Consider the following 18,636-nt stretch of genomic DNA (forward strand, 5'->3'; position numbering starts at 1 on the left):
ACGCATGCAATCTTGGTCCGATACTGCCGTACCGTCGATCCCTGGTCAGGGGCCGCCGCTTCGGTTGTACGACACGGCGGATCGTCAGGTCCGGCCGGTCACACCGGGTTCCGAAGCAAAGATGTACGTCTGTGGAATCACCCCGTACGACGCCACGCACCTCGGGCACGCCGCGACGTATCTCACATTCGATCTGGTGAACCGCATCTGGCGGGACGCCGGACACGACGTGCACTACGTCCAGAACGTGACCGACGTCGACGATCCGCTGTTCGAACGTGCGGACCGAGACGGTGAGAACTGGATCGACCTGGGCACCCGGGAGATTCAGCTCTTCCGTGAGGACATGGAGGCGCTCCGGGTTCTTCCGCCCCGCGACTACGTCGGAGCGGTCGAGTCCATCGACGAGGTCATCGAGTTGGTCGAGAAGCTGGTGGCTTCGGGTGCGGCGTACGTCGTGGACGATTCCGAGTTCCCCGATGTCTACTTCCGAGCCGACGCGACCACGGAGTTCGGATACGAGTCGGGCTACGACCGGGCGACGATGGACCGATTCTTCGCCGAACGTGGTGGCGACCCGGAGCGGGCGGGCAAGCGTGACCCGCTCGACGCTCTGTTGTGGCGCGCCCACCGCGAAGGCGAGCCGTTCTGGCCGTCCCCGTTCGGACCGGGACGTCCGGGATGGCACATCGAGTGCGCCGCAATCGCACTGAACCGCATCGGGACCGGTTTCGACATCCAGGGCGGTGGAAGCGATCTGATCTTCCCGCACCACGAGTTCTCGGCCGCGCACGGTGAAGCAGCCGTCGGAGGCGGTCGGTTCGCCCGGCACTACGTGCACACCGGCATGATCGGTCTGGACGGTGAGAAGATGTCCAAGAGCCGCGGCAATCTCGTGTTCGTGTCCAAACTCCGTCTCGCCGGCGTCGACCCGGCGGCAATCCGCCTCGGCCTGCTGTCCGGGCACTATCGGCAGGACAGGGCCTGGACGGACGAGGTGCTGGAGCGCGCGACAACTCGTCTCGCATTGTGGCGCGCGGCGGCCGCTCTCGAATCGGCCACGAGCGCAGACGATGTCATCGTCCGGTTGCGTCAGCACATCGCCGACGACCTCGATACCCCCAAGGCGCTCGACGCGCTCGACGCATGGGCGAGCTTTGCCGTGGAACGCGGGGGAGCGGACACGTCCGCTCCGGCTGCGTTCGCGGATGCAGTCGATGCATTGCTCGGGGTTTCGTTGCGCTGAGACCTCCGGCCGTCCGGGTCGGGGGCGCTCGGCTCAGCTCAAGTCCAGCAGAAGATCGGGGATGGTCCGTTCCTCCATCACCGCCCGGCCGGACCGGTGCATCGCATGTGCCAACTCGGGGTCCCATGGGCTCTCCGCAGGAAAACCTTTGAGGGGCTCCGAGTTTCTCGTATCCAGCGCCTGCTCGTAGGACTGCAGATCCATTCGCCAGGGGACGGCGTCGTAGCGGGTGAGAGCACGACCCGTCATGCGCAACCCTGCCCAGTCGAAGTCGTTGCGCCAGTGAATTTCGGTCCCCGACCGGCGCCCGGCGAGCAGTTTGTGCACCGCAGCGGACGGTTGTCCGTCGGTACAGACGATCGCCCCGGACTCACCACCCAATGTTCGCCCTGCAGCGGCGATCACGGCGATGTTCTCGCACACGAAGATTCGGTCCGCGGTGTTGGTCAGTGGTCCCCGAGTGATCATGTCGAGGGTCAGAGGAAAGGGAATGCCCGCATCCGCGGCTTCGTTCGACCACCGGGCCACCACGTGGTCCTCGGAGACCCGGTACCCCAGCACGACGACACGGCTGGACAGCGCATCGACCGAGACGCCCGCGGTTTCCCACAGCAGTCGAATGCCGACAGGATCGACCGGCCGCGGAATACCCTCCTTGAGAGACAACGCTTCCAGGACCAGCTTGGGTGCACCGCCGGAGGAGAGAGCCTTCGTGTCACCACAGGCCAGTTCCGCCACTTCCGTCAAGGAAAGACCGTCCGCGGGAAGGACTGCGAGGACCTTGGTCGCGACTGCCAGAGCGTCGACGGCAACGCGGCCGCCGAGGGTTCCGTCCTGATTCAACAGAGACGAGAGCCAGCGATCCAACCAGTCGCCGTGATCGGTTGTCGCGAGCAGAGTGCGAGCGTTGTCGAGCGCTCGTGCCTTGACGTCGGCCTTGTCCGCGGCGATACGTTTCTTGTCCTGCAGCGGCGCACGCTCTCGCAGTGTGTCCAGCAATCCGACACCGCCGTTGACGGAGTGGCCGAGCCAGGCGTCGAACCGGGCAAGATCGAGTCGTGACGACCTCGCTCGGCTCAGTTGAGACGACGATCCGTTCACTCCGCTCATGAGCCTCGACAGGTCCGGCGCGGCATCGAGCTGTACGGTGACGCTGCCCTCGACTTTCAGCCAGTTGGACTCCAGCTTCTTACGCGCAGCGGCCAGAAGTACGTCGAGTTCGGGTGTACCGCGCCAGCGAGCATCGTGATCATCGGACAAATTCGAGCCCGCCTTCCGCTCGGGTCGGAACCCGCCTCGTCAGCGGTGATCCGAGCGCGGACGCCAGGTCACCGCCGTCGTGTTCCTGGAGCAGCTCGCCGTTCGCCCACACCATCAATGCTGCGCTGACGGTGTTCTCCGCCGCCGAGTGCGCCAGGTCGTAGTGCGCACAGCCCGGGACGTCGGCGTAGGTGATCCAGAGGTCGAATCCGGTCATGAACAAGTCGAGATCGAACTGAACGCTCAGGCCGAGCAACTCGCTGCGGCCGTTGTCGTCGACGCCTGCGAACGCTTCGTCGAGCGCGAGGAGTCGTGGGCAATGAGGATCGGCGGAGGACAGCATCACATGCGCCGCGGCGAACAACGGTAGGTGAAGCGACACCGACTGTTCGCCTCCGGACAAGGCGCTGTGCTTGGCGACGGTGAGCCGATCCTCGGTGCCGTCACCTCGAATCAGACTGAACGAGAACACACGCCAGCGTCGGTAATCCAGCGTCGAAGCCAGGATTTCGGGATACGAGCGCTCGGGATGCGCAGCTCGGGCAATTCTGATCTCGGATGCGAAGTGCGCGCGCATCTTCGCGAGATCGTCCGAGCTCAATGCCGATGCGTCCCGGTCGAGCAGCTTGGAGATTTCGCGGGCACCGTCGTCGAGATTGTCCGCCAGCACCCAGTGGACACCGATGGTGTTGCCGGAGGACATCTTTCGCTGCTTCATTTCGCTGGCCATCTGTCCGATGAGCTCACGCGCGTCGACGGTGCGTTCGTGGATCTGTTGTGCAAGCCCGGTCAGGAGAGCATCCTCGAGAATCCTACGTTCGTGCTCGGTGAGGAGCGTCTCCTGGTTGGATCGTGCGTCGCCGATGCGGTCGGCGAAGTCGCCGATGGAGGAGTAACCCTGTTCGTCCTGGACGCGAACCACAGTCAACCCGTCCGGGGCGTCCCACTGAAGTCGGTAGTCCTGACCGGACGAGGCGAGCTGCGAGTCGAACTCCTGCAGCGCGGTGGTCAGCGACGTGCGCGTGCTCTTGCGGTAGGACTCGCTGGCTTTGACCGATGCCGTGGCCTCGTCGAGCGCCGCGTGCAGTCCGGCGACTGCGACCGGGAGCACCTGGAAGTCGTCGTCCGGCGACGCCGCATGCTGGATGCGGTAGAGGATCTGTTCGACGCCGAGCCAGGCGGAGTCGCTCGACGGCCACGCGTACGGGTCGTGCACACCGAGGATGGCGAGCAGGTCCTTGCGTGCATAGGGAGCGAGGCGCTTGGCGTCGTCGATGCCTTCGGTGAGTGCAGCGCGCAGGCCCTCCTGTGCGGTGTTGCACGCACCCTCGGCCTTACCGATGGCCTCGCCTGCGTCCTTGTCGGCCTTCCGGGCGGCACGTTGCTCGACCTTGCACGCCTCGATCTTCTCGCGCGCACGTTCCAGGTCGGCGTTGATCGATACGGCCGTCGACCCGAGCTTCTCGCTGAGAATCTCGAGCTTCTGAACCTGTTGAAGATGACTCTCCTCGGCGATGGCCGCTTCCTCCGCGAGTTCCTCGGCCAGGCCGGTCTGCTCCTCCAACCTGTTCAACGCTTCGCGACCGCGTTCGGCCTCGCGCACGCGGTCGCCGCGTCGGCGTAGGACCAGCTCGCCTTGATTCTCGAAATGTCGAATGGCCGCGGCCAGCGAGTCGATTTCCCGTGCGGTGTGCGGTGTGCGGTGCGCGACCGCCGTGGAACGTAGATGCTTCTCTCGGGCGGACAGTTCCGCGATGGCCTGGTCGAGTTCGGCGTCTGCGGCAGCCGCCCCGGCCTGTGATGTCCGCAGGGCCCCGGCGGATTCCGTCACGGCCTTCTGCGACTTGATGATCGCCGACGCCTTGGGCAGCTGCTTGGCTGCCGCGGCGAGTCCGCGGAGGAGGTCGGCGGCCGAGCGTTCCTCGTCTCGGGTGGCGTTCAGCGACGCTTCGGATCCGGCGATGGATTTGTCCAGCTCGGCGATGCGGGTAGCGCGCCGGGCTGCGCGGGCCGTCGCTCCGATGTACTCGGCGTCCTGTTTACGGTGCCGTCCCCACTGAAGTCCTTGACGGAACCGGCCGTCGACACCGACACACGTCACGCCGTCGACCAGTCCCAACGAGATCGAGGACAGGATGTCTCGAATCAGTTCCTCCGGCACGTCCGTCCCTGACTCGGGAACGAGGACGTCCACCAAGGTGGGACCGGTCGGGCGGGACTCCACGGGAGCGGGAACGAGGTACTGCTCGGACTCGAGCGAGTCGGGGACGGCTGTCGGCGAGACCCAGCCGTCGAGCAGGTTCGCGGCCTGCAGTGCGGATTCGACACCTGCCGCCTCGGACGGATCGACGCCCTCGGCGAACCGCACGAGCTGCCACAGCGGCGCGCCGAGCAGACCGTCACGCGAGGACGTGCGCGCCGCGAAGGGTGGAGGTGCGTCGTCGTGTTCGGCGCTGACGAGGTCCCGCTCGGCACGCATCGACGACAGTTCTTCGGTGAGCGCGGCAGCACTGAGCTGTGCGTGCGTTCGCCGAGCCCGAACGGTATCGAGTCCGTCGGCCGAGGCGTCGGCGAGCACGGTGTCCAGGCTCGGCCCGTCGTCCTCGCCGATGCGCGGAACGGCGGCATCGAGAGCCTCGAACGCCGACGACGTGATGCCGGCGAGCTGGTAGGTGGACGAATGCTCGGACCACCACGACCGCAGTGCCGACGTGTACTGCGCCCGTGCGAGTTCCACCGATGCCTCGGCTTCCGTCACGGCTGCACGCGCGGCGTCCAGCAGCTCGTGAGCCCTGGTGGCACTGCGGTCTGCGCGCGCACGTTCGGTGCTCGCCTTCTCCGCTGTTCCGAGCGCCTCACGCACGGCGCGCACGTCGCCGTCACGCTCCTCGGCGTGACCACGCAAAGCCGTGCTGAACTGGTCGGTGCGTGCGCCCGCGGGCATCGATGCCCACGCGATACCCGCGTCCTCGGCAGCGGCCTGCAAATCCTCCTCGGCGCGAGCGAGCGCTGTCGTCGCATCCTTCAGCGCGGTGTCCGCCCTCGCGGATTCGGTGGTGCGCTTCTCCAGCTCGGCCTGTGCACCTCGTGCACGGTCGGACTGTTGGGCGGCCGAGACCTTCAGTTTCGCAGCCGATTCCGCCAAGTCGTCGAGCTGCTGCTTGCCCTCGTAGGCGCTCGAACGCTGCAGCGTCTCGCGATCGGCGAGTGCCTGGTCGAGGGCGCGTTCGGCGTCGTCGAATCGTTTCTCGGCAGCCAGACGCTCCTGCAACCGACGTTCCTTCAGTGCGGCTGCGGCGAAGTGCGCCGTCGTCGCGTGGGTCACCGCTTCGAGCCTGCGGGAGACCTGTTCGACATCCGAGCGAGCCTGCACACGGAGATACTTCGAGTAGACCCCGACGAAATTCTTCGCAGCCTGGTCCGCCTGGGCGAGACCTTCGAGGGCCCGCCCCACCTCTTCCATGTCGCTGAACGAGCGCGCAGCTTCGAGCACCAACTGATCGTCGAGGGGACGCAACCCGTCGGTCAGCGCCTGCGACAACCCCTTCGGGTCAAGGTTCTTCGCGAGCTGCGGACGGCGAAGCGTCAGAATGAGATTGATCAGCTGGTCGTACCGCTCCGCGCCGAGTCCGAACATGCGGGCGTCGATAGCAGCCCGATAGTCCACGGGCCGATCGGTCAATGCGTCGGTGCCCAACTGCTCGGCGAGTTGCTTCTTGGTCAGCGGGCGGTCGTCGGAGCCCAGCAACGAAAAATCCACCCCGGCGCGACCGTCGGCGACGAAGTACCAGCGAGTGACCTTGTCGTTCTGCCTGCTGGCACGCATTCCGATTCCGACGGTGACCGACTCGGGGTCCTCGTGAGTGCCGCGCGAGAATTCCATCCAGACGTAGGAGTGCGCGCTCTCCTGACCGCGATAGAGCAGGTTGGACTTCATCGTCCGTTCCTCACCCGCGAACGGGTTGAGCCGGCGCGGTTCGATGCGCCCGTCGAGGACGAAGGGGAACAGAACTTCGAGGGCTTTGGTCTTACCCGAACCGTTCGGACCGCGGAGGACGAGCCGTCCGTCGGCGAACGAGAACTCTTGGTCACGGTAGTCCCACAGGTTGACGATTCCTGCTCGCGTCGGGCGGAAGCGCTCGGAGTGTGCGGTCATCTACTGCGCCTCGATTTCTGTGTCCGTGGAACGACTGTCGAACAAGGAGTCCTGCGGTACCCGGTCTCGCACGCTCACCATCACATCGCGATACCGGGCGATGACGGGAAGCACGAGAACTCCGCCGGACATGATGTGCACCAACCGAAGTCGGTGCAGCATCTGCACCGCTCGCTCACGCAGCCCGTCGGGGTCGGCTTGCCATTGGGCGGCGAACGTGCGGCCGAAACGCTCGACCAGATCGGCGACGGTGTGCGCGAGCCAACTGTTCTCCACGAACGGATAGGTGACCGGTGGGGCGCCGGTATCGGGGACAGGGCCCGTCGGCGATCCGAATTCGGCCAGGTCGTCGAAGATTCCGCCGCCGGGGATGGCCGCATCCAGCCGCGTCACCAAGTCGTCAGCCGCCACGATCGCGTGGTGCGTGAGGGCATGGTGTGCCAGGGCGTCGGCGTCCGGGTCGACGACACGGTCGGAGATCTCGCCGGCCAGGAGCAGTGCGACCTGGGCGATGGTGCCGGTACTCGGGAACCGGACGTCGGACATCCTGCCCGCGGTGTCGATCAGCGTGACACCCTCGGCGCGGCGTTCGGACACCAAGCCGGTGAGCAGTTCCACGTCGGCGACGGTTCTGTCCGCCGCGAGTGCGGTGCGCCCGTCCTGATCCAGATCCTCGAAGTACACGACGGGGCGTTCGACCAGAGCGCGTCTGACCTTGCGCAACGTCTCCTTCGGATCCGTGGGGCGCGCAGCGTCGTCGTCGTCCGAATCCTCGTCGACCGGGAAGTCGGATCCGACGAGCAGGCCGGTGACCGAACGCAGATGCTGCACTGCTCGCGGCGGCCGGAACAACGCGACGACCACCGAGCGCTCGATGTCGTACAACGCCTCGCCCGAGGACGGATTGCTCGCCCAGCCCGATGCGTCCCCGTCGGCAAGAGAGATGGCGCCGCGCGCGGCCAACCAGCCGACCGCGTCGACGAACGCATCCCGGTCGGACGCCCGATCCGCCTCCAATTCGACGCCGTCGACCTGACCGGCCTCGGCGGCGACGTGGTCGGCCAGCTCGGACAGAGTGATCTGGTTGCCCGCCCGTCCCAATGCGGCCATCGCCAACGCAAGATACGCGTATCGGCGGCGATCGAAGATGCGGTCCGAGGCCGTGCGAGCGGGTTGGCTCGGGTCGAGCGAGTCGACCACCGGGTACACGCGGGCCGTGGTCTCGGTGACCTCGAGTCGGTACCCGAAGAGTTCCAGAAGATCCTCGCGCAGTTCGGTCGCCCACCGGCGCAGCAATGGCAGCGCAATGCGGTCCGGGTACTCCCTGGTGACCAAGTGGTTCGCCAATGCCACTCTCGCTGCGCGCTGGTAGGAATCGAGTGCGAGAGAGGGTATTTCACGTGCTCTCATCGACCGGCCACCTCGGCCACGTCCAACTGCAGACGGTCCAGGTGCAGTCGCCCGCGCGCCGTGTGCACGACGGTCGAGGTTTCGGATGTGGTCAACGTGAGCTTCACCCCGCTGTCGGATCCGGTGGATCCCGACGTTCGTCCACTGACCCGAACTCGCGCGGTCAGTGCGGCGTTGAGGAGACCGAGCAGCACCTCGGTTTCCTCTTCGTCGAGGGTCCGTTCGTAGACGCCGCCGGACGCCAGTGATCGTGCGGCTGCACTACGGACTCGTTGGGCTTCGAGTTGCTGCTCGCGGAGCCTCCTGATTCCGCCGTCGTTGCGTTGCACCCGGCCGGGAAGCCCGGGCGACGGCGCCCGGCCGGTCTCCGCCAGCGTCCGTGAGATCTCCACCGGTGGTGCCTCCCACCAGGAGCGAGAGGTGGGGATGATGTCGGCGTCCGGATGCACCATCGACAGGTGGCGCGGGCGGCCGAGCCCGAACACGGCGTGGAACAGGGCATGGGCGCTGTGTTCGCTGGACGTGTTCGCGAACCACCCCGCCAGGTGACGGAGCTGACTTTCTCGGCTGACTCCACCCTTGCGGGTCTCCGTGACGCGCCGGAGCAGAGACAGAACGGCCGCGATCGCGCTCATGGTGCCCTCGCGGAGGCGTTCGGATTCACTGAGCTCGGCGTCTGCTGCGACGAACCAGTGCGACAGACCGGACCAGCGTGCCCGCCAGTCCGCCGTGCGTTCCTCGACGGTGAGGAACACGCGCTCGTCGCTGACCGCCGCGCGGTGTATCAACTCGGAGATACCGGTCGATTCGACCGTTGCGATGGCCTCGGCGAGCTTGGGTGCGTACCGCGTCAGATCCGAGCTGAACTCGCGCATGTGCGTCAACAGCGCATCCTTGTGCACCAGAAACGTCTCGGGAGTGATCTCCGTGGTCCGCACCAGATCACCGAGAACGAGATAGAAATGGGCTGCACGCGTTGCCATCTCGGACAGCGTGGAGTCCAGGCGGCTCAGCTTCCGGTAGATGCGATCACCGTCCGCTTGCCGATTGGCCTCGGCTAGCTCGTGCATGTCGGCGAGTAGCTCGGGCAGAACGAGCCGGGACAGAGAGGCGTCGTCGAGCCGTGCGCCGAGCACGTCCTCGACGGCGCGGAATGCCTTGTATCCGGCGCCGCTGAATTGATAGACGAAATGTCGGTTCCGATACTCCGCGAGTGTCGCCGCACGAGATCCGTCGTAGCTGCGCTCGAGCAATTCCCACGCGTGCAGTTGTTCGAGCAGGGGCGCGATCTCCGCCGCACCGAGCTGCAGATCCGCCGGCGCATTCCTGGCCAGAGTGTCCGCAACATCGGCGGCATGCAACAACACGACGTAGTTGGCGCGTGCGATGTCGAACGCACGCAGCACCCAGAGGTACTCGGCCCGCTTCTCTGCCACCGTGAACGCGAACAGCTTCAGCCGTTCTTCCTGCAGAAAAGCAGTCGCAGTACTGTGCCGGATGTCGTCGACCACCGGCTCCGCTCCTGATTCGCTCACTGCAACAGGGTAGGCGTCCACTGCCCAGGAGTGAAAAACACGCCGAAGGGTGCGATTCAGACGTCGACGGTGACCTTCCCGTCCACCACCGCCGCCGGGTATGTCCTGACGGAATCGATGCCGCTGGGGCACACACCCGTGTCGAGCGAGAACGTGTACTGGTGCAGCGGGCACATCACCACCGAGCCGTCGATCTGGCCGTCGGCGAGCGGGCCTCCCTTGTGCGGACAGACGGCGTCCATCGCGCGTACGGTGCCGTCACCGAGCAAGAAGACGGCAACCTGCTTGCCGTCGACCACGTAGGCGCGGCCTTCCCCGGGTGTCAGGTCCTCCACGGCACCGACGGGGATGCTCATCGGACCGGGACCCGAGGCAGCGGAAGCAGGGGGAGCGACGGTGCGAACTGGGCGGGCGACTTCTGCTCGACCCGGTCCTGCCACGGGTCGCGGTAACCGTCGACGGACGTCTGCATTCGTTGCTCCAATCCCGCGACGATCCCGTCGGCGTCCTCGATCAAGATCTGCTGGAGTGCTTCCAGGCCGATACGGGGAACCCAGGCGTAGGTCCGCTCGAGCCACTGGGCGGTCTCCCGATAGTGCTGGATGAAGATTCCCGCGACACGGATCACTTCATCCGCGCCGACCACGGTGGCGAGCAGATCGCCCTTCCTGATGTGCGCTCCCGCCGCTCCTCCCACGTAGATCTCCCACTTGTCCTCGCCGACGGATACGACACCGAGGTCCTTGCACAGCGCTTCGGAGCAGTTGCGGGGGCAGCCGGCGACGGCGAGTTTCAGCTTCGCCGGGGTCTCCAGCCCCTGGAACCGGTCTTCGAGCGCGATGCCGAGCGCGGTCGAATCGCCGAGACCGAACCGGCAGAAGTCGCTGCCCACGCAGGTTTTGACAGTTCGCATGCTCTTGCCGTAGGCGAAACCGGACGGCATGTCGAGATCGCCCCATACCTTGGGGAGGTCTTCCTTCTTGATGCCGAGCAGATCGATGCGTTGTCCGCCGGTGACCTTGACGAGCGGCACCCGGTACTTGTCCGCGACATCGGCGATCTTGCGCAGTTGGTCCGGGGTGGTGACGCCGCCTTTCATCTGTGGAACCACCGAGAACGTGCCGTCGCGTTGGATGTTGGCGTGGACGCGGTCGTTGATGAACAGTGCTCCGCGCTCGTCCACCCAGTCCGGTCCCCACACGGTGCGGAGCAAGGACGCCAACGGCATCTTCGACGGCACGTCCTCGCGGCCGCCGGTCGCCAGCTCGGTGAACACCTGCGACACCGACCTCAGATCACGCTCGCGGATCACGTCGATGAGGGCGGGCTTGGACAACGGAATGCACGGGACGTACCAGTCCGCAGCCGGGTCGGCTTCGACGGCGCCGCCGGCGGCACAGGCCAGGATGTCGGCGACCAACCCCTTGCACGATCCGCATCCTTTGCCGGCGCGCGTCGCGGCTGTGACGTCGCCCATCGACTTGGCGCCTGCGCGGACACAGGCAACGATCGCGCCCTTCGTCACCCCGTTGCAGTTGCACACCTGAACGTCGTCGGCCAGTTCGGCGGCCCCGGTTGCCGCGGTAGGGGTGCCCATGTCGAAGAGCATGCTGATTCGCTCGTCGGGCAGCGGTACCTTCTCGTCGAATGCCTGCGTCAAGAAGTTCGCTTTGCTGATGTCGCCCAGAAGTGTTGCGCCGATCAGCTTTCCGTCGCGTACGACGACGCTCTTGTAGGTGCCGCTTCTGGGCTCGTAGAACTGGACGAACTCGTCGTCCTCACGTTCGGGTCCCTTCACGCCCATTGCGGCGACGTCCACGCCGGCGACCTTGAGCTTGGTCGTCAGCCTCGAACCGTGGTATGCGGCAGCGGGATCCGTGCCCGTCAGGTGCTCGGCAAGTACCACGGCCTGCTCCCACAGCGGTGCGACGAGGCCGTACACCTCGCCTCGGTGCTGGCAGCATTCACCGACCGCGAAGATCGATCCTTCGTCCTCGCAGCGCAATTGGTCGTCGACCACGATTCCGCGTTCGATGACGAGGCCGCCCCCTCGTGCGAACTCGACATTCGGGCGGATTCCCGCGGTGACGACGATCATGTCCGCCGGCAGCGACGTGCCGTCGCCGAAACCGACACCGGCCACTGCACCGGTCTCGGTGCGCAGAACGGAGGTCGTGCGTTTGGACGTGTGCACTCCCACACCCAGCGATTCGATCTTGTTGCGCAGCAGCTTGCCGCCGCGTTCGTCGAGCTGCTGGTTCATGAGATGGCCGGGGGAGTGCACGACGTCCACATCGAGGCCCTGCGTGCGAAGACCGTACGCTGCTTCGAGACCCAGCAGGCCACCGCCGATGACCACTGCGCGTAGGTCGTCCTGCGATGCCGCCATCTGCAGCATCCCGTTCGTGTCCTCGATGGTCCGAAACCCGAACACGCCGCGGGCAAGTCGGCCGTCGGGTTCACGGAGTCCGTCCATGTTGGGGAAGAAGGTGTTGCTTCCCGTCGCAATGATCAAGATGTCGTAGGGCACGTCGCGACCGCTTTCGCATCGCACCGATTTCGCGAACCGATCGAGGGACACTGCTCGGTCGCCCGCGTACAGAGTCACTCCGTTCTCCCGGTACCAACTCATCGGGTTCAGGAGGAGATCCTCGTCGTCGACGCCGGTCTCGCCAGCGAGCACGTGCGAGAGCATGATGCGGTTGTAGTTGCCGTACGGTTCGTCGCCGATCATCGTGACGTCGAACCGATCGGCGCTCCGTTTCAGGATCTCCTCGACCGTTCTGGCGCCTGCCATTCCGTTGCCGACCACGAGCAGACGGGTCCTGCCCGTTTCGGTTCCCGGCATCAGATCAACACCAGACCGAAGTCGACGACGACTTCGCCCGTCGTTCCCTCGGGGGCCGCGACGACCAGTTCCAGCACGGAGTCCGGATCGACGTCCTCGACCACGCGCAACGGGATGTTGACGCCACTCTTGGCTCCCATGGGGAACAGACGCATCGGCTGGCCGTCCCGGAGCAACGAGACCACGACGAGTTCGTCGCTGGAGTTTCCGCCTCTGAAGTACAGCGGCTGCGCGATCGATCCCGACGGTACGACGAAGGTGGTGGTCGGGTCGACGTTCTCCGGCTTGTCGAGTCCGTGTCCGGTGAACGGGAAGACGCCCTGCAGGAACCGCGGTGTGCTTGCCATGGCACGACTGTCGCGCCGAACGGTGACGTGATGGATGCGTCCGGGTTACGTCGGGGTCATGAATTGCTCACATGGACGGAAACCCGGATGTCAGGGCTGGTGATCCGGGGCGGATCCGGGGCGGATCCAGGGCGGATCCAGGGCGATGGCGGCAGGAGTGACCCGGTTACAGCCCGAAGTTGCCCGGCCCTCGTCGACGCAGGTAGCGCTCGAACTCGGCGGCGATGGCGTCCCCGTCGATCTTGGAGATCGCCTCGGAGATGTCGACCTCGGCGTCTCCTCGCTCCTCCAGGGTGCGCACGTATTCGCTGATTTCCTCGTCTTCCTTCGTCATGTCGGTGACGGCCTCCTCCCATTCCTCGGCCTGAGTGGGTAGTTCACCGAGCGGGACCTCGATGTCGAGAACGTCTTCGACACGCTGAAGCAACGCAACGGTTGCCTTCGGGTTCGGCGGTTGCGAGACGTAGTGGGGCACTGCAGCCCAGAACGAGACGGCCGGAACACCTGCTTTGACACACTCGTCCTGCAACACGCCGGTGATACCCGTCGGACCCTCGTAGCGCGTCTGCTCCAGGTTGAAGCGTTCCGCCGCTTCGACGCTGTACGCACTTCCCGTCACCGGAACAGGGCGGGTGTGCGGGGTGTCCGCGAGCAGGGCACCCAGGATCACGACGGTGTCGACACCGAGCTGGTCGACGAACTCCAGCAGATCGTCGCAGAAGCTTCTCCACCGCATGTTCGGTTCGATACCGCGAAGCAACACCACATCCCTGGCGCTTCCAGGCGGAGAGCACACCGACAACCTCGTCGACGGCCACTGAATTTCCCGGGTCACACCGTCTACCTGCCGAATGGTCGGCCTGTTGACCTGATAGTCGTAGTAGTCCTCCGAGTCGAGCTCGGCGAGAGGCGTCGCATCCCAGATCAACTCCAGATGTTCGACGGCTCCGCTCGCGGCGTCGCCTGCGTCGTTCCACCCCTCGAACGCGGCGACGAGAATCGGGTCGCGGAGGGTGGGGAGTGGAAGATCCTCGTCGTCGACGAGTTCGGAGGCCGTCGGCACCGGTGTTGCGTTCGACACAGCCGAGGACACCGCTTCCAGTAGCGCTTCGGCCGCACTGTCCGGATTGTCGTGTTCTGTATCGTCGTTGTCGGCGGGTTGGTTGCCGTCGAGGTTTCGGGGACTCACCACGACAGCCTACGACCAGGCTGCGCCGTGATGGGCACAGCCACGCGCCCATTACTCTGTAGGGATGCCTGCGCTACATAGAACCAGCCTGCTCGATGCGATTCGGAGTCGTGTTGTCATCGGCGACGGGGCAATGGGCACGATGCTGCAGGATGCGAACCTGACGCTCGACGATTTCCTCGGACTCGAGGGCTGCAACGAAATCCTGAACGACACGCGCCCGGACGTTCTACGGGAGATCCACCGCGCATACTTCGATGCCGGTGCGGACGCGGTCGAGACCAACACGTTCGGTTGCAACCTCCCCAACCTCGCCGACTACGACATCTCGGATCGAATCCGTGAGCTGGCCGAGAAGGGAACGCGCCTCGCCCGCGAAACGGCCGACGAGATGGGACCGGGCCGCGACGGGATGGATCGGTTCGTCCTGGGATCGATGGGTCCTGGAACGAAGCTTCCGACGTTGGGGCATGCGCCATTCGCCGTGTTGAGGGACGCGTACGTCGAGGCAGCGCTGGGCATGATCGACGGCGGCGCCGACGCCATCCTGGTCGAGACGTGCCAGGACCTGCTTCAGGTGAAAGCTGCGATCATCGGCAGCCAGCACGCGATGGACAAACTCGGCGTGCGTATCCCGATCATCACGCACGTCACCGTCGAGACGACCGGCGCGATGCTCCTCGGTAGCGAGATCGGTGCTGCATTGACGGCGCTCGAACCACTGGGGATCGACATGATCGGTCTGAACTGCGCGACGGGTCCTGCCGAGATGAGCGAGCACCTGCGTCACCTGTCGAAGCATTCGACACTCCCGGTGTCGGTCATGCCGAATGCCGGCTTGCCGACGCTCGGTCCGCGCGGAGCCGAATACCCGTTGACGGCGCCGGAACTCGCCGACGCGCTCGGGGGTTTCGTGTCGGAGTACGGCCTGTCGCTCGTCGGTGGGTGCTGCGGAACCACGCCGGAGCACATCCGTCAGGTCGCGGACCTCGTGCACGGTGTCGCGAAGGCCGACCGAGCGCCTGCACCCGAGCCCGGTGTGGCATCGCTCTACTCGGCTGTGCCGTTCGAGCAGGATGCCAGCATCCTGATGATCGGCGAGCGGACGAACTCCAACGGGTCCAAGGCATTTCGCGATGCGATGATCGCCGAGGACTACGAGAAGTGCCTCGACATCGCCAAGGATCAGACGCGCGACGGTGCACACATGCTCGATCTCAACGTCGACTACGTCGGACGCGACGGCGCGGCCGACATGTCCGCGCTCGCATCACGACTGGCGACGGCGTCGACACTTCCGATCATGCTGGACTCCACCGAACCTGCAGTTCTGGAGGCAGGCCTCGAACACCTCGGCGGCCGTAGCGCCGTCAACTCCGTCAACTACGAGGACGGCGACGGACCGGATTCGCGCTTCCAGAAGATCATGAAGCTGGTCAAGGAGCACGGCGCGGCAGTCGTCGCACTGACGATCGACGAGGAAGGTCAGGCTCGCACGGCCGAGTGGAAGGTGCGCGTCGCCGATCGGTTGATCGAGGACATCACCACCAACTGGGGCCTGTCCCACGAGGACATCATCGTCGACACGTTGACGTTCCCCATCTCCACCGGTCAGGAGGAGGTCCGGCGAGACGGCATCGAGACCATCGAGGCAATTCGACAGCTCAAGGCCAAGTACCCGAAGGTGCACACCACGCTCGGTCTGTCCAACATCTCGTTCGGGCTCAACCCAGCAGCGCGTCAGGTCTTGAACTCGGTATTCCTGCACGAGTGCACCGAGGCCGGGTTGGACACTGCGATCGTCCATGCGTCGAAGATCCTGCCGATGAACAAGATTCCGGACGAGCAACGCGAAACTGCGCTCGATCTGGTGTACGACCGCAGATCCGAGGGGTACGACCCGCTGCAGAAGCTGATGCAACTCTTCGAGGGCGTCTCGGCTGCGTCCGCGCGCGAGTCCAGGGCCGAGGAGCTGGCGCGTCTGCCTCTGTTCGAGCGACTCGAGCGCCGCATCGTCGACGGTGAGCGAAACGGCCTCGACGCCGATCTCGATGCCGCGATGGAGGAGAAGCCACCGCTCGAGATCATCAACGAGACACTGTTGTCCGGCATGAAGACCGTGGGCGAGTTGTTCGGGTCGGGGCAGATGCAGTTGCCGTTCGTGCTCGCCTCCGCCGAGGTGATGAAAGCCGCCGTGGCGTACCTGGAGCCGCACATGGAGGCCACCGACGACGACGGCAAGGGGCGCATCGTGCTCGGAACCGTCAAGGGCGACGTTCACGACATCGGCAAGAACCTGGTCGACATCATCCTGAGCAACAACGGATACGAGGTCGTCAATCTGGGCATCAAACAACCGATCGCCACTATTCTGGAAGCGGCGATCGACAAGCGCGCCGACGTCATCGGCATGTCCGGGTTACTCGTGAAGTCCACGGTCGTCATGAAGGACAACCTGATCGAGCTCAACAACAAGGGTGTGGCCGAGCAGTTCCCGGTTCTGCTCGGTGGCGCCGCGTTGACGCGGTCCTACGTGGAGAACGATCTTCAGGACGTCTATCAGGGCGATGTCCACTACGCCCGCGACGCGTTCGAGGGTCTGCGGCTGATGGACACCATCATGACGACCAAACGGGGCGGGGGACCGGCTCCGGACAGTCCGGAGGCGCTCGAAGCCAAGGCGAAGGCCGAGGAACGGAAGGCGCGTCACGAGCGCTCGCGCCGAATCGCGGAGCAGCGCAAAGCAGCCGAGGTGCCCGTCGTCGTTCCGGAACGGTCCGACGTGGCGATCGACGTCGAGACTCCTGTACCGCCGTTCTGGGGCACTCGCATCGTCAAGGGCGTGTCGTTGTCGGAATACTCGGGTCTGCTCGACGAGCGCGCGCTCTTCCTCGGACAGTGGGGCCTGCGCGGCGCTCGTAAGGGTGAGGGCGCGACGTACGAGGATCTCGTGGAGTCGGAGGGCAAACCGCGGCTGCGATACTGGCTGGACCGCCTCAGCACCGACGGCATTCTCGCCCACGCGGCGCTGGTGTACGGCTACTTCCCCGCGGTGTCCGAAGGCGACGACGTCATCGTCCTCACCGAGCCGAGTCCTGATGCGCCCGAACGCTTCCGGTTCACGTTCCCGAGGCAGCAACGGGACCGCTTCCTGTGCATCGCGGACTTCGTTCGATCTCGCGACCGTGCCCGCGACACCGGTCAGGTCGACGTGTTGCCGATGAACCTGGTGACGATGGGCCAACCCATCGCGGACTTCGCCAACGAGCTGTTCGCAGCGGATTCCTACCGCGATTACCTCGAGGTGCACGGCATCGGTGTGCAGCTGACCGAGGCACTCGCCGAGTACTGGCATCGCCGCGTCCGCGAGGAGCTGAAACTCACGGGCGGCCGAAGCGTCGCCGAGGACGATCCGGAGGACGCGGAGGGCTTCTTCAAGCTCGAATATCGGGGCGCTCGTTACTCGTTCGGCTACGGCGCATGCCCGGACCTCGAGGATCGCGTCAAGCTCGCGGCACTGCTCGAACCGGAACGTATCGGCGTCAAGCTCTCGGAGGAACTGCAGCTGCATCCCGAGCAATCCACCGACGCATTCGTTCTTCACCACCCGGAGGCCAAGTACTTCAATGTCTGACAACTCTTCTCTGCAGGGCGTCCTGTGGGACATGGACGGCACACTGCTCGACTCGGAGAAGATCTGGGACGTCGCAGTTGCGGAACTGTCCGCGACCCACGGACGCGAGCTCACCCCCGAGGTTCGCGAGAGCACGCTCGGTAATTCCATGCGCGGGGCGCTGACCAAGGTCTTCGTGCACGCCGGGACCGACGTGACCGAGGAATCGCTCGCCGCCGGACGCGACTGGCTGACCGCCCGCGTGTCCGAACTGTTCGCCGAAGGTATCCCGTGGCGTCCCGGCGCCAAGGATGCGCTGGCGCTCGCCCGTGAGATCGGGCTGAGGACCGCGCTGGTCACCAACACCGAACGCGGACTCGTCGAGAACGCATTGGAGACCATCGGGCGTGAGTACTTCGACTTCACCGTCAGCGGCGACGAGGTCGAGGAAGGCAAGCCGCATCCGGCGCCTTATCTGAAGGGGGCCGCGCTGCTCGGCCTCGACCCGTCGCAGTGCCTCGCAGTCGAGGATTCTCCGACCGGATCGCTGTCGGCTCACCGGGCGGGCTGCTCCGTACTCCTCGTGCCGTCGGAGGTCGCGGTGGCGGCGTCTCCGGGCTACGTCGTGCGCCAATCGCTCGTCGGTCTCACGGCCGACGACCTCCGCTCGGCATGGTGCGATGCACGGCGGCCCGCGTCGTCATGAAAGAATCTTTCACCGTGAAGACCTTCGATTCCCTGTTCGCCGAGCTGACCGACCGCGCTGCCACCCGCCCCGAGGGCTCCGGCACCGTCGCTGCGTTGGATGCGGGCGTGCATGCCCAGGGCAAGAAGATCATCGAAGAAGCAGGTGAGGTCTGGATCGCCGCCGAGCACGAAGGCGACGAAGCGCTCGCCGAGGAGATTTCGCAGCTGCTGTACTGGGTCCAGGTGCTGATGGTGGGTCGGGGCCTGACGCTCGACGATGTCTACCGACATCTGTGAACCGTGTGCACACGTTCACCGTCTGACTTTTCCGATCTAAGGACCTCG

At 65.5% G+C, this 18,636-nt stretch carries 12 protein-coding genes; 4 read left to right on the forward strand and 8 right to left on the reverse strand.

The annotated features are described in order from the left end of the window. Positions 1–4 precede the first annotated feature (4 nt). Complete coding sequence (gene mshC / locus ACFULT_RS15905; protein ID WP_378481867.1) at positions 5–1,246, forward strand: cysteine--1-D-myo-inosityl 2-amino-2-deoxy-alpha-D-glucopyranoside ligase; 1,242 nt, start codon at positions 5–7, stop codon at positions 1,244–1,246. A gap of 33 nt (positions 1,247–1,279) precedes the next feature. On the opposite strand, the gene ACFULT_RS15910 is transcribed toward mshC, so the two are convergent. From ACFULT_RS15910 to ACFULT_RS15945, 8 genes are all read right to left on the reverse strand, one after another. Further along, on the reverse strand, positions 1,280–2,506 hold the full coding sequence (locus tag ACFULT_RS15910) for a DUF2399 domain-containing protein (protein WP_037113261.1): 1,227 nt from the start codon (positions 2,504–2,506) through the stop codon (positions 1,280–1,282). After that, on the reverse strand, positions 2,496–6,662 hold the full coding sequence (locus ACFULT_RS15915) for a TIGR02680 family protein (RefSeq protein ID WP_378481868.1): 4,167 nt from the start codon (positions 6,660–6,662) through the stop codon (positions 2,496–2,498). Before ACFULT_RS15915 ends, ACFULT_RS15910 begins: the two co-directional genes overlap by 11 nt. Beyond that, a complete protein-coding gene (locus ACFULT_RS15920; protein WP_176460095.1) occupies positions 6,663–8,072 on the reverse strand; it encodes a DUF2398 family protein in 1,410 nt (469 codons plus the stop codon). It lies immediately after the preceding gene. Further along, positions 8,069–9,529: a TIGR02677 family protein gene (locus ACFULT_RS15925; protein WP_378481913.1), complete on the reverse strand. Its 1,461-nt coding sequence runs from the start codon at positions 9,527–9,529 to the stop codon at positions 8,069–8,071. The genes ACFULT_RS15920 and ACFULT_RS15925 overlap by 4 nt, the downstream gene beginning before the upstream one ends. A 134-nt stretch (positions 9,530–9,663) precedes the next feature. Further along, positions 9,664–9,963 (reverse strand): nitrite reductase (NAD(P)H) small subunit, encoded by a 300-nt coding sequence (locus ACFULT_RS15930; protein ID WP_019666284.1) that lies wholly within the window; start codon positions 9,961–9,963, stop codon positions 9,664–9,666. Next, positions 9,960–12,455: a nitrite reductase large subunit NirB gene (gene nirB / locus ACFULT_RS15935; protein WP_378481869.1), complete on the reverse strand. Its 2,496-nt coding sequence runs from the start codon at positions 12,453–12,455 to the stop codon at positions 9,960–9,962. Before nirB ends, ACFULT_RS15930 begins: the two co-directional genes overlap by 4 nt. Continuing rightward, entirely contained in the window at positions 12,455–12,802 is a 348-nt protein-coding gene (locus tag ACFULT_RS15940) for a molybdopterin oxidoreductase (RefSeq protein WP_378481870.1), read from the reverse strand. Before ACFULT_RS15940 ends, nirB begins: the two co-directional genes overlap by 1 nt. Positions 12,803–12,968: 166 nt before the next feature. Continuing rightward, on the reverse strand, positions 12,969–13,865 hold the full coding sequence (locus tag ACFULT_RS15945) for a PAC2 family protein (protein WP_037113440.1): 897 nt from the start codon (positions 13,863–13,865) through the stop codon (positions 12,969–12,971). Between the two features lie 190 nt (positions 13,866–14,055). Here ACFULT_RS15945 and metH point away from each other — a divergent pair, with 190 nt between their 5' ends. Genes metH through ACFULT_RS15960 form a run of 3 tightly spaced genes read left to right on the forward strand, consistent with a single transcriptional unit; the run spans position 14,056 to position 18,588 of the window. Next, on the forward strand, positions 14,056–17,625 hold the full coding sequence (metH, locus tag ACFULT_RS15950; RefSeq protein WP_037113273.1) for a methionine synthase: 3,570 nt from the start codon (positions 14,056–14,058) through the stop codon (positions 17,623–17,625). Further along, positions 17,618–18,310, forward strand: coding sequence for an HAD family hydrolase (locus tag ACFULT_RS15955; protein WP_378481871.1), 693 nt, complete (start codon positions 17,618–17,620; stop codon positions 18,308–18,310). The genes metH and ACFULT_RS15955 overlap by 8 nt, the downstream gene beginning before the upstream one ends. Then, positions 18,307–18,588 carry a phosphoribosyl-ATP diphosphatase gene (locus ACFULT_RS15960; RefSeq protein WP_094620656.1) on the forward strand — a complete coding sequence of 94 codons (282 nt, stop codon included), beginning with the start codon at positions 18,307–18,309 and terminating at the stop codon, positions 18,586–18,588. Before ACFULT_RS15955 ends, ACFULT_RS15960 begins: the two co-directional genes overlap by 4 nt. Positions 18,589–18,636: the final 48 nt, after the last annotated feature.

This window comes from Rhodococcus sp. NPDC057297, assembly GCF_042667435.1.
Classification (GTDB): domain Bacteria; phylum Actinomycetota; class Actinomycetes; order Mycobacteriales; family Mycobacteriaceae; genus Rhodococcoides.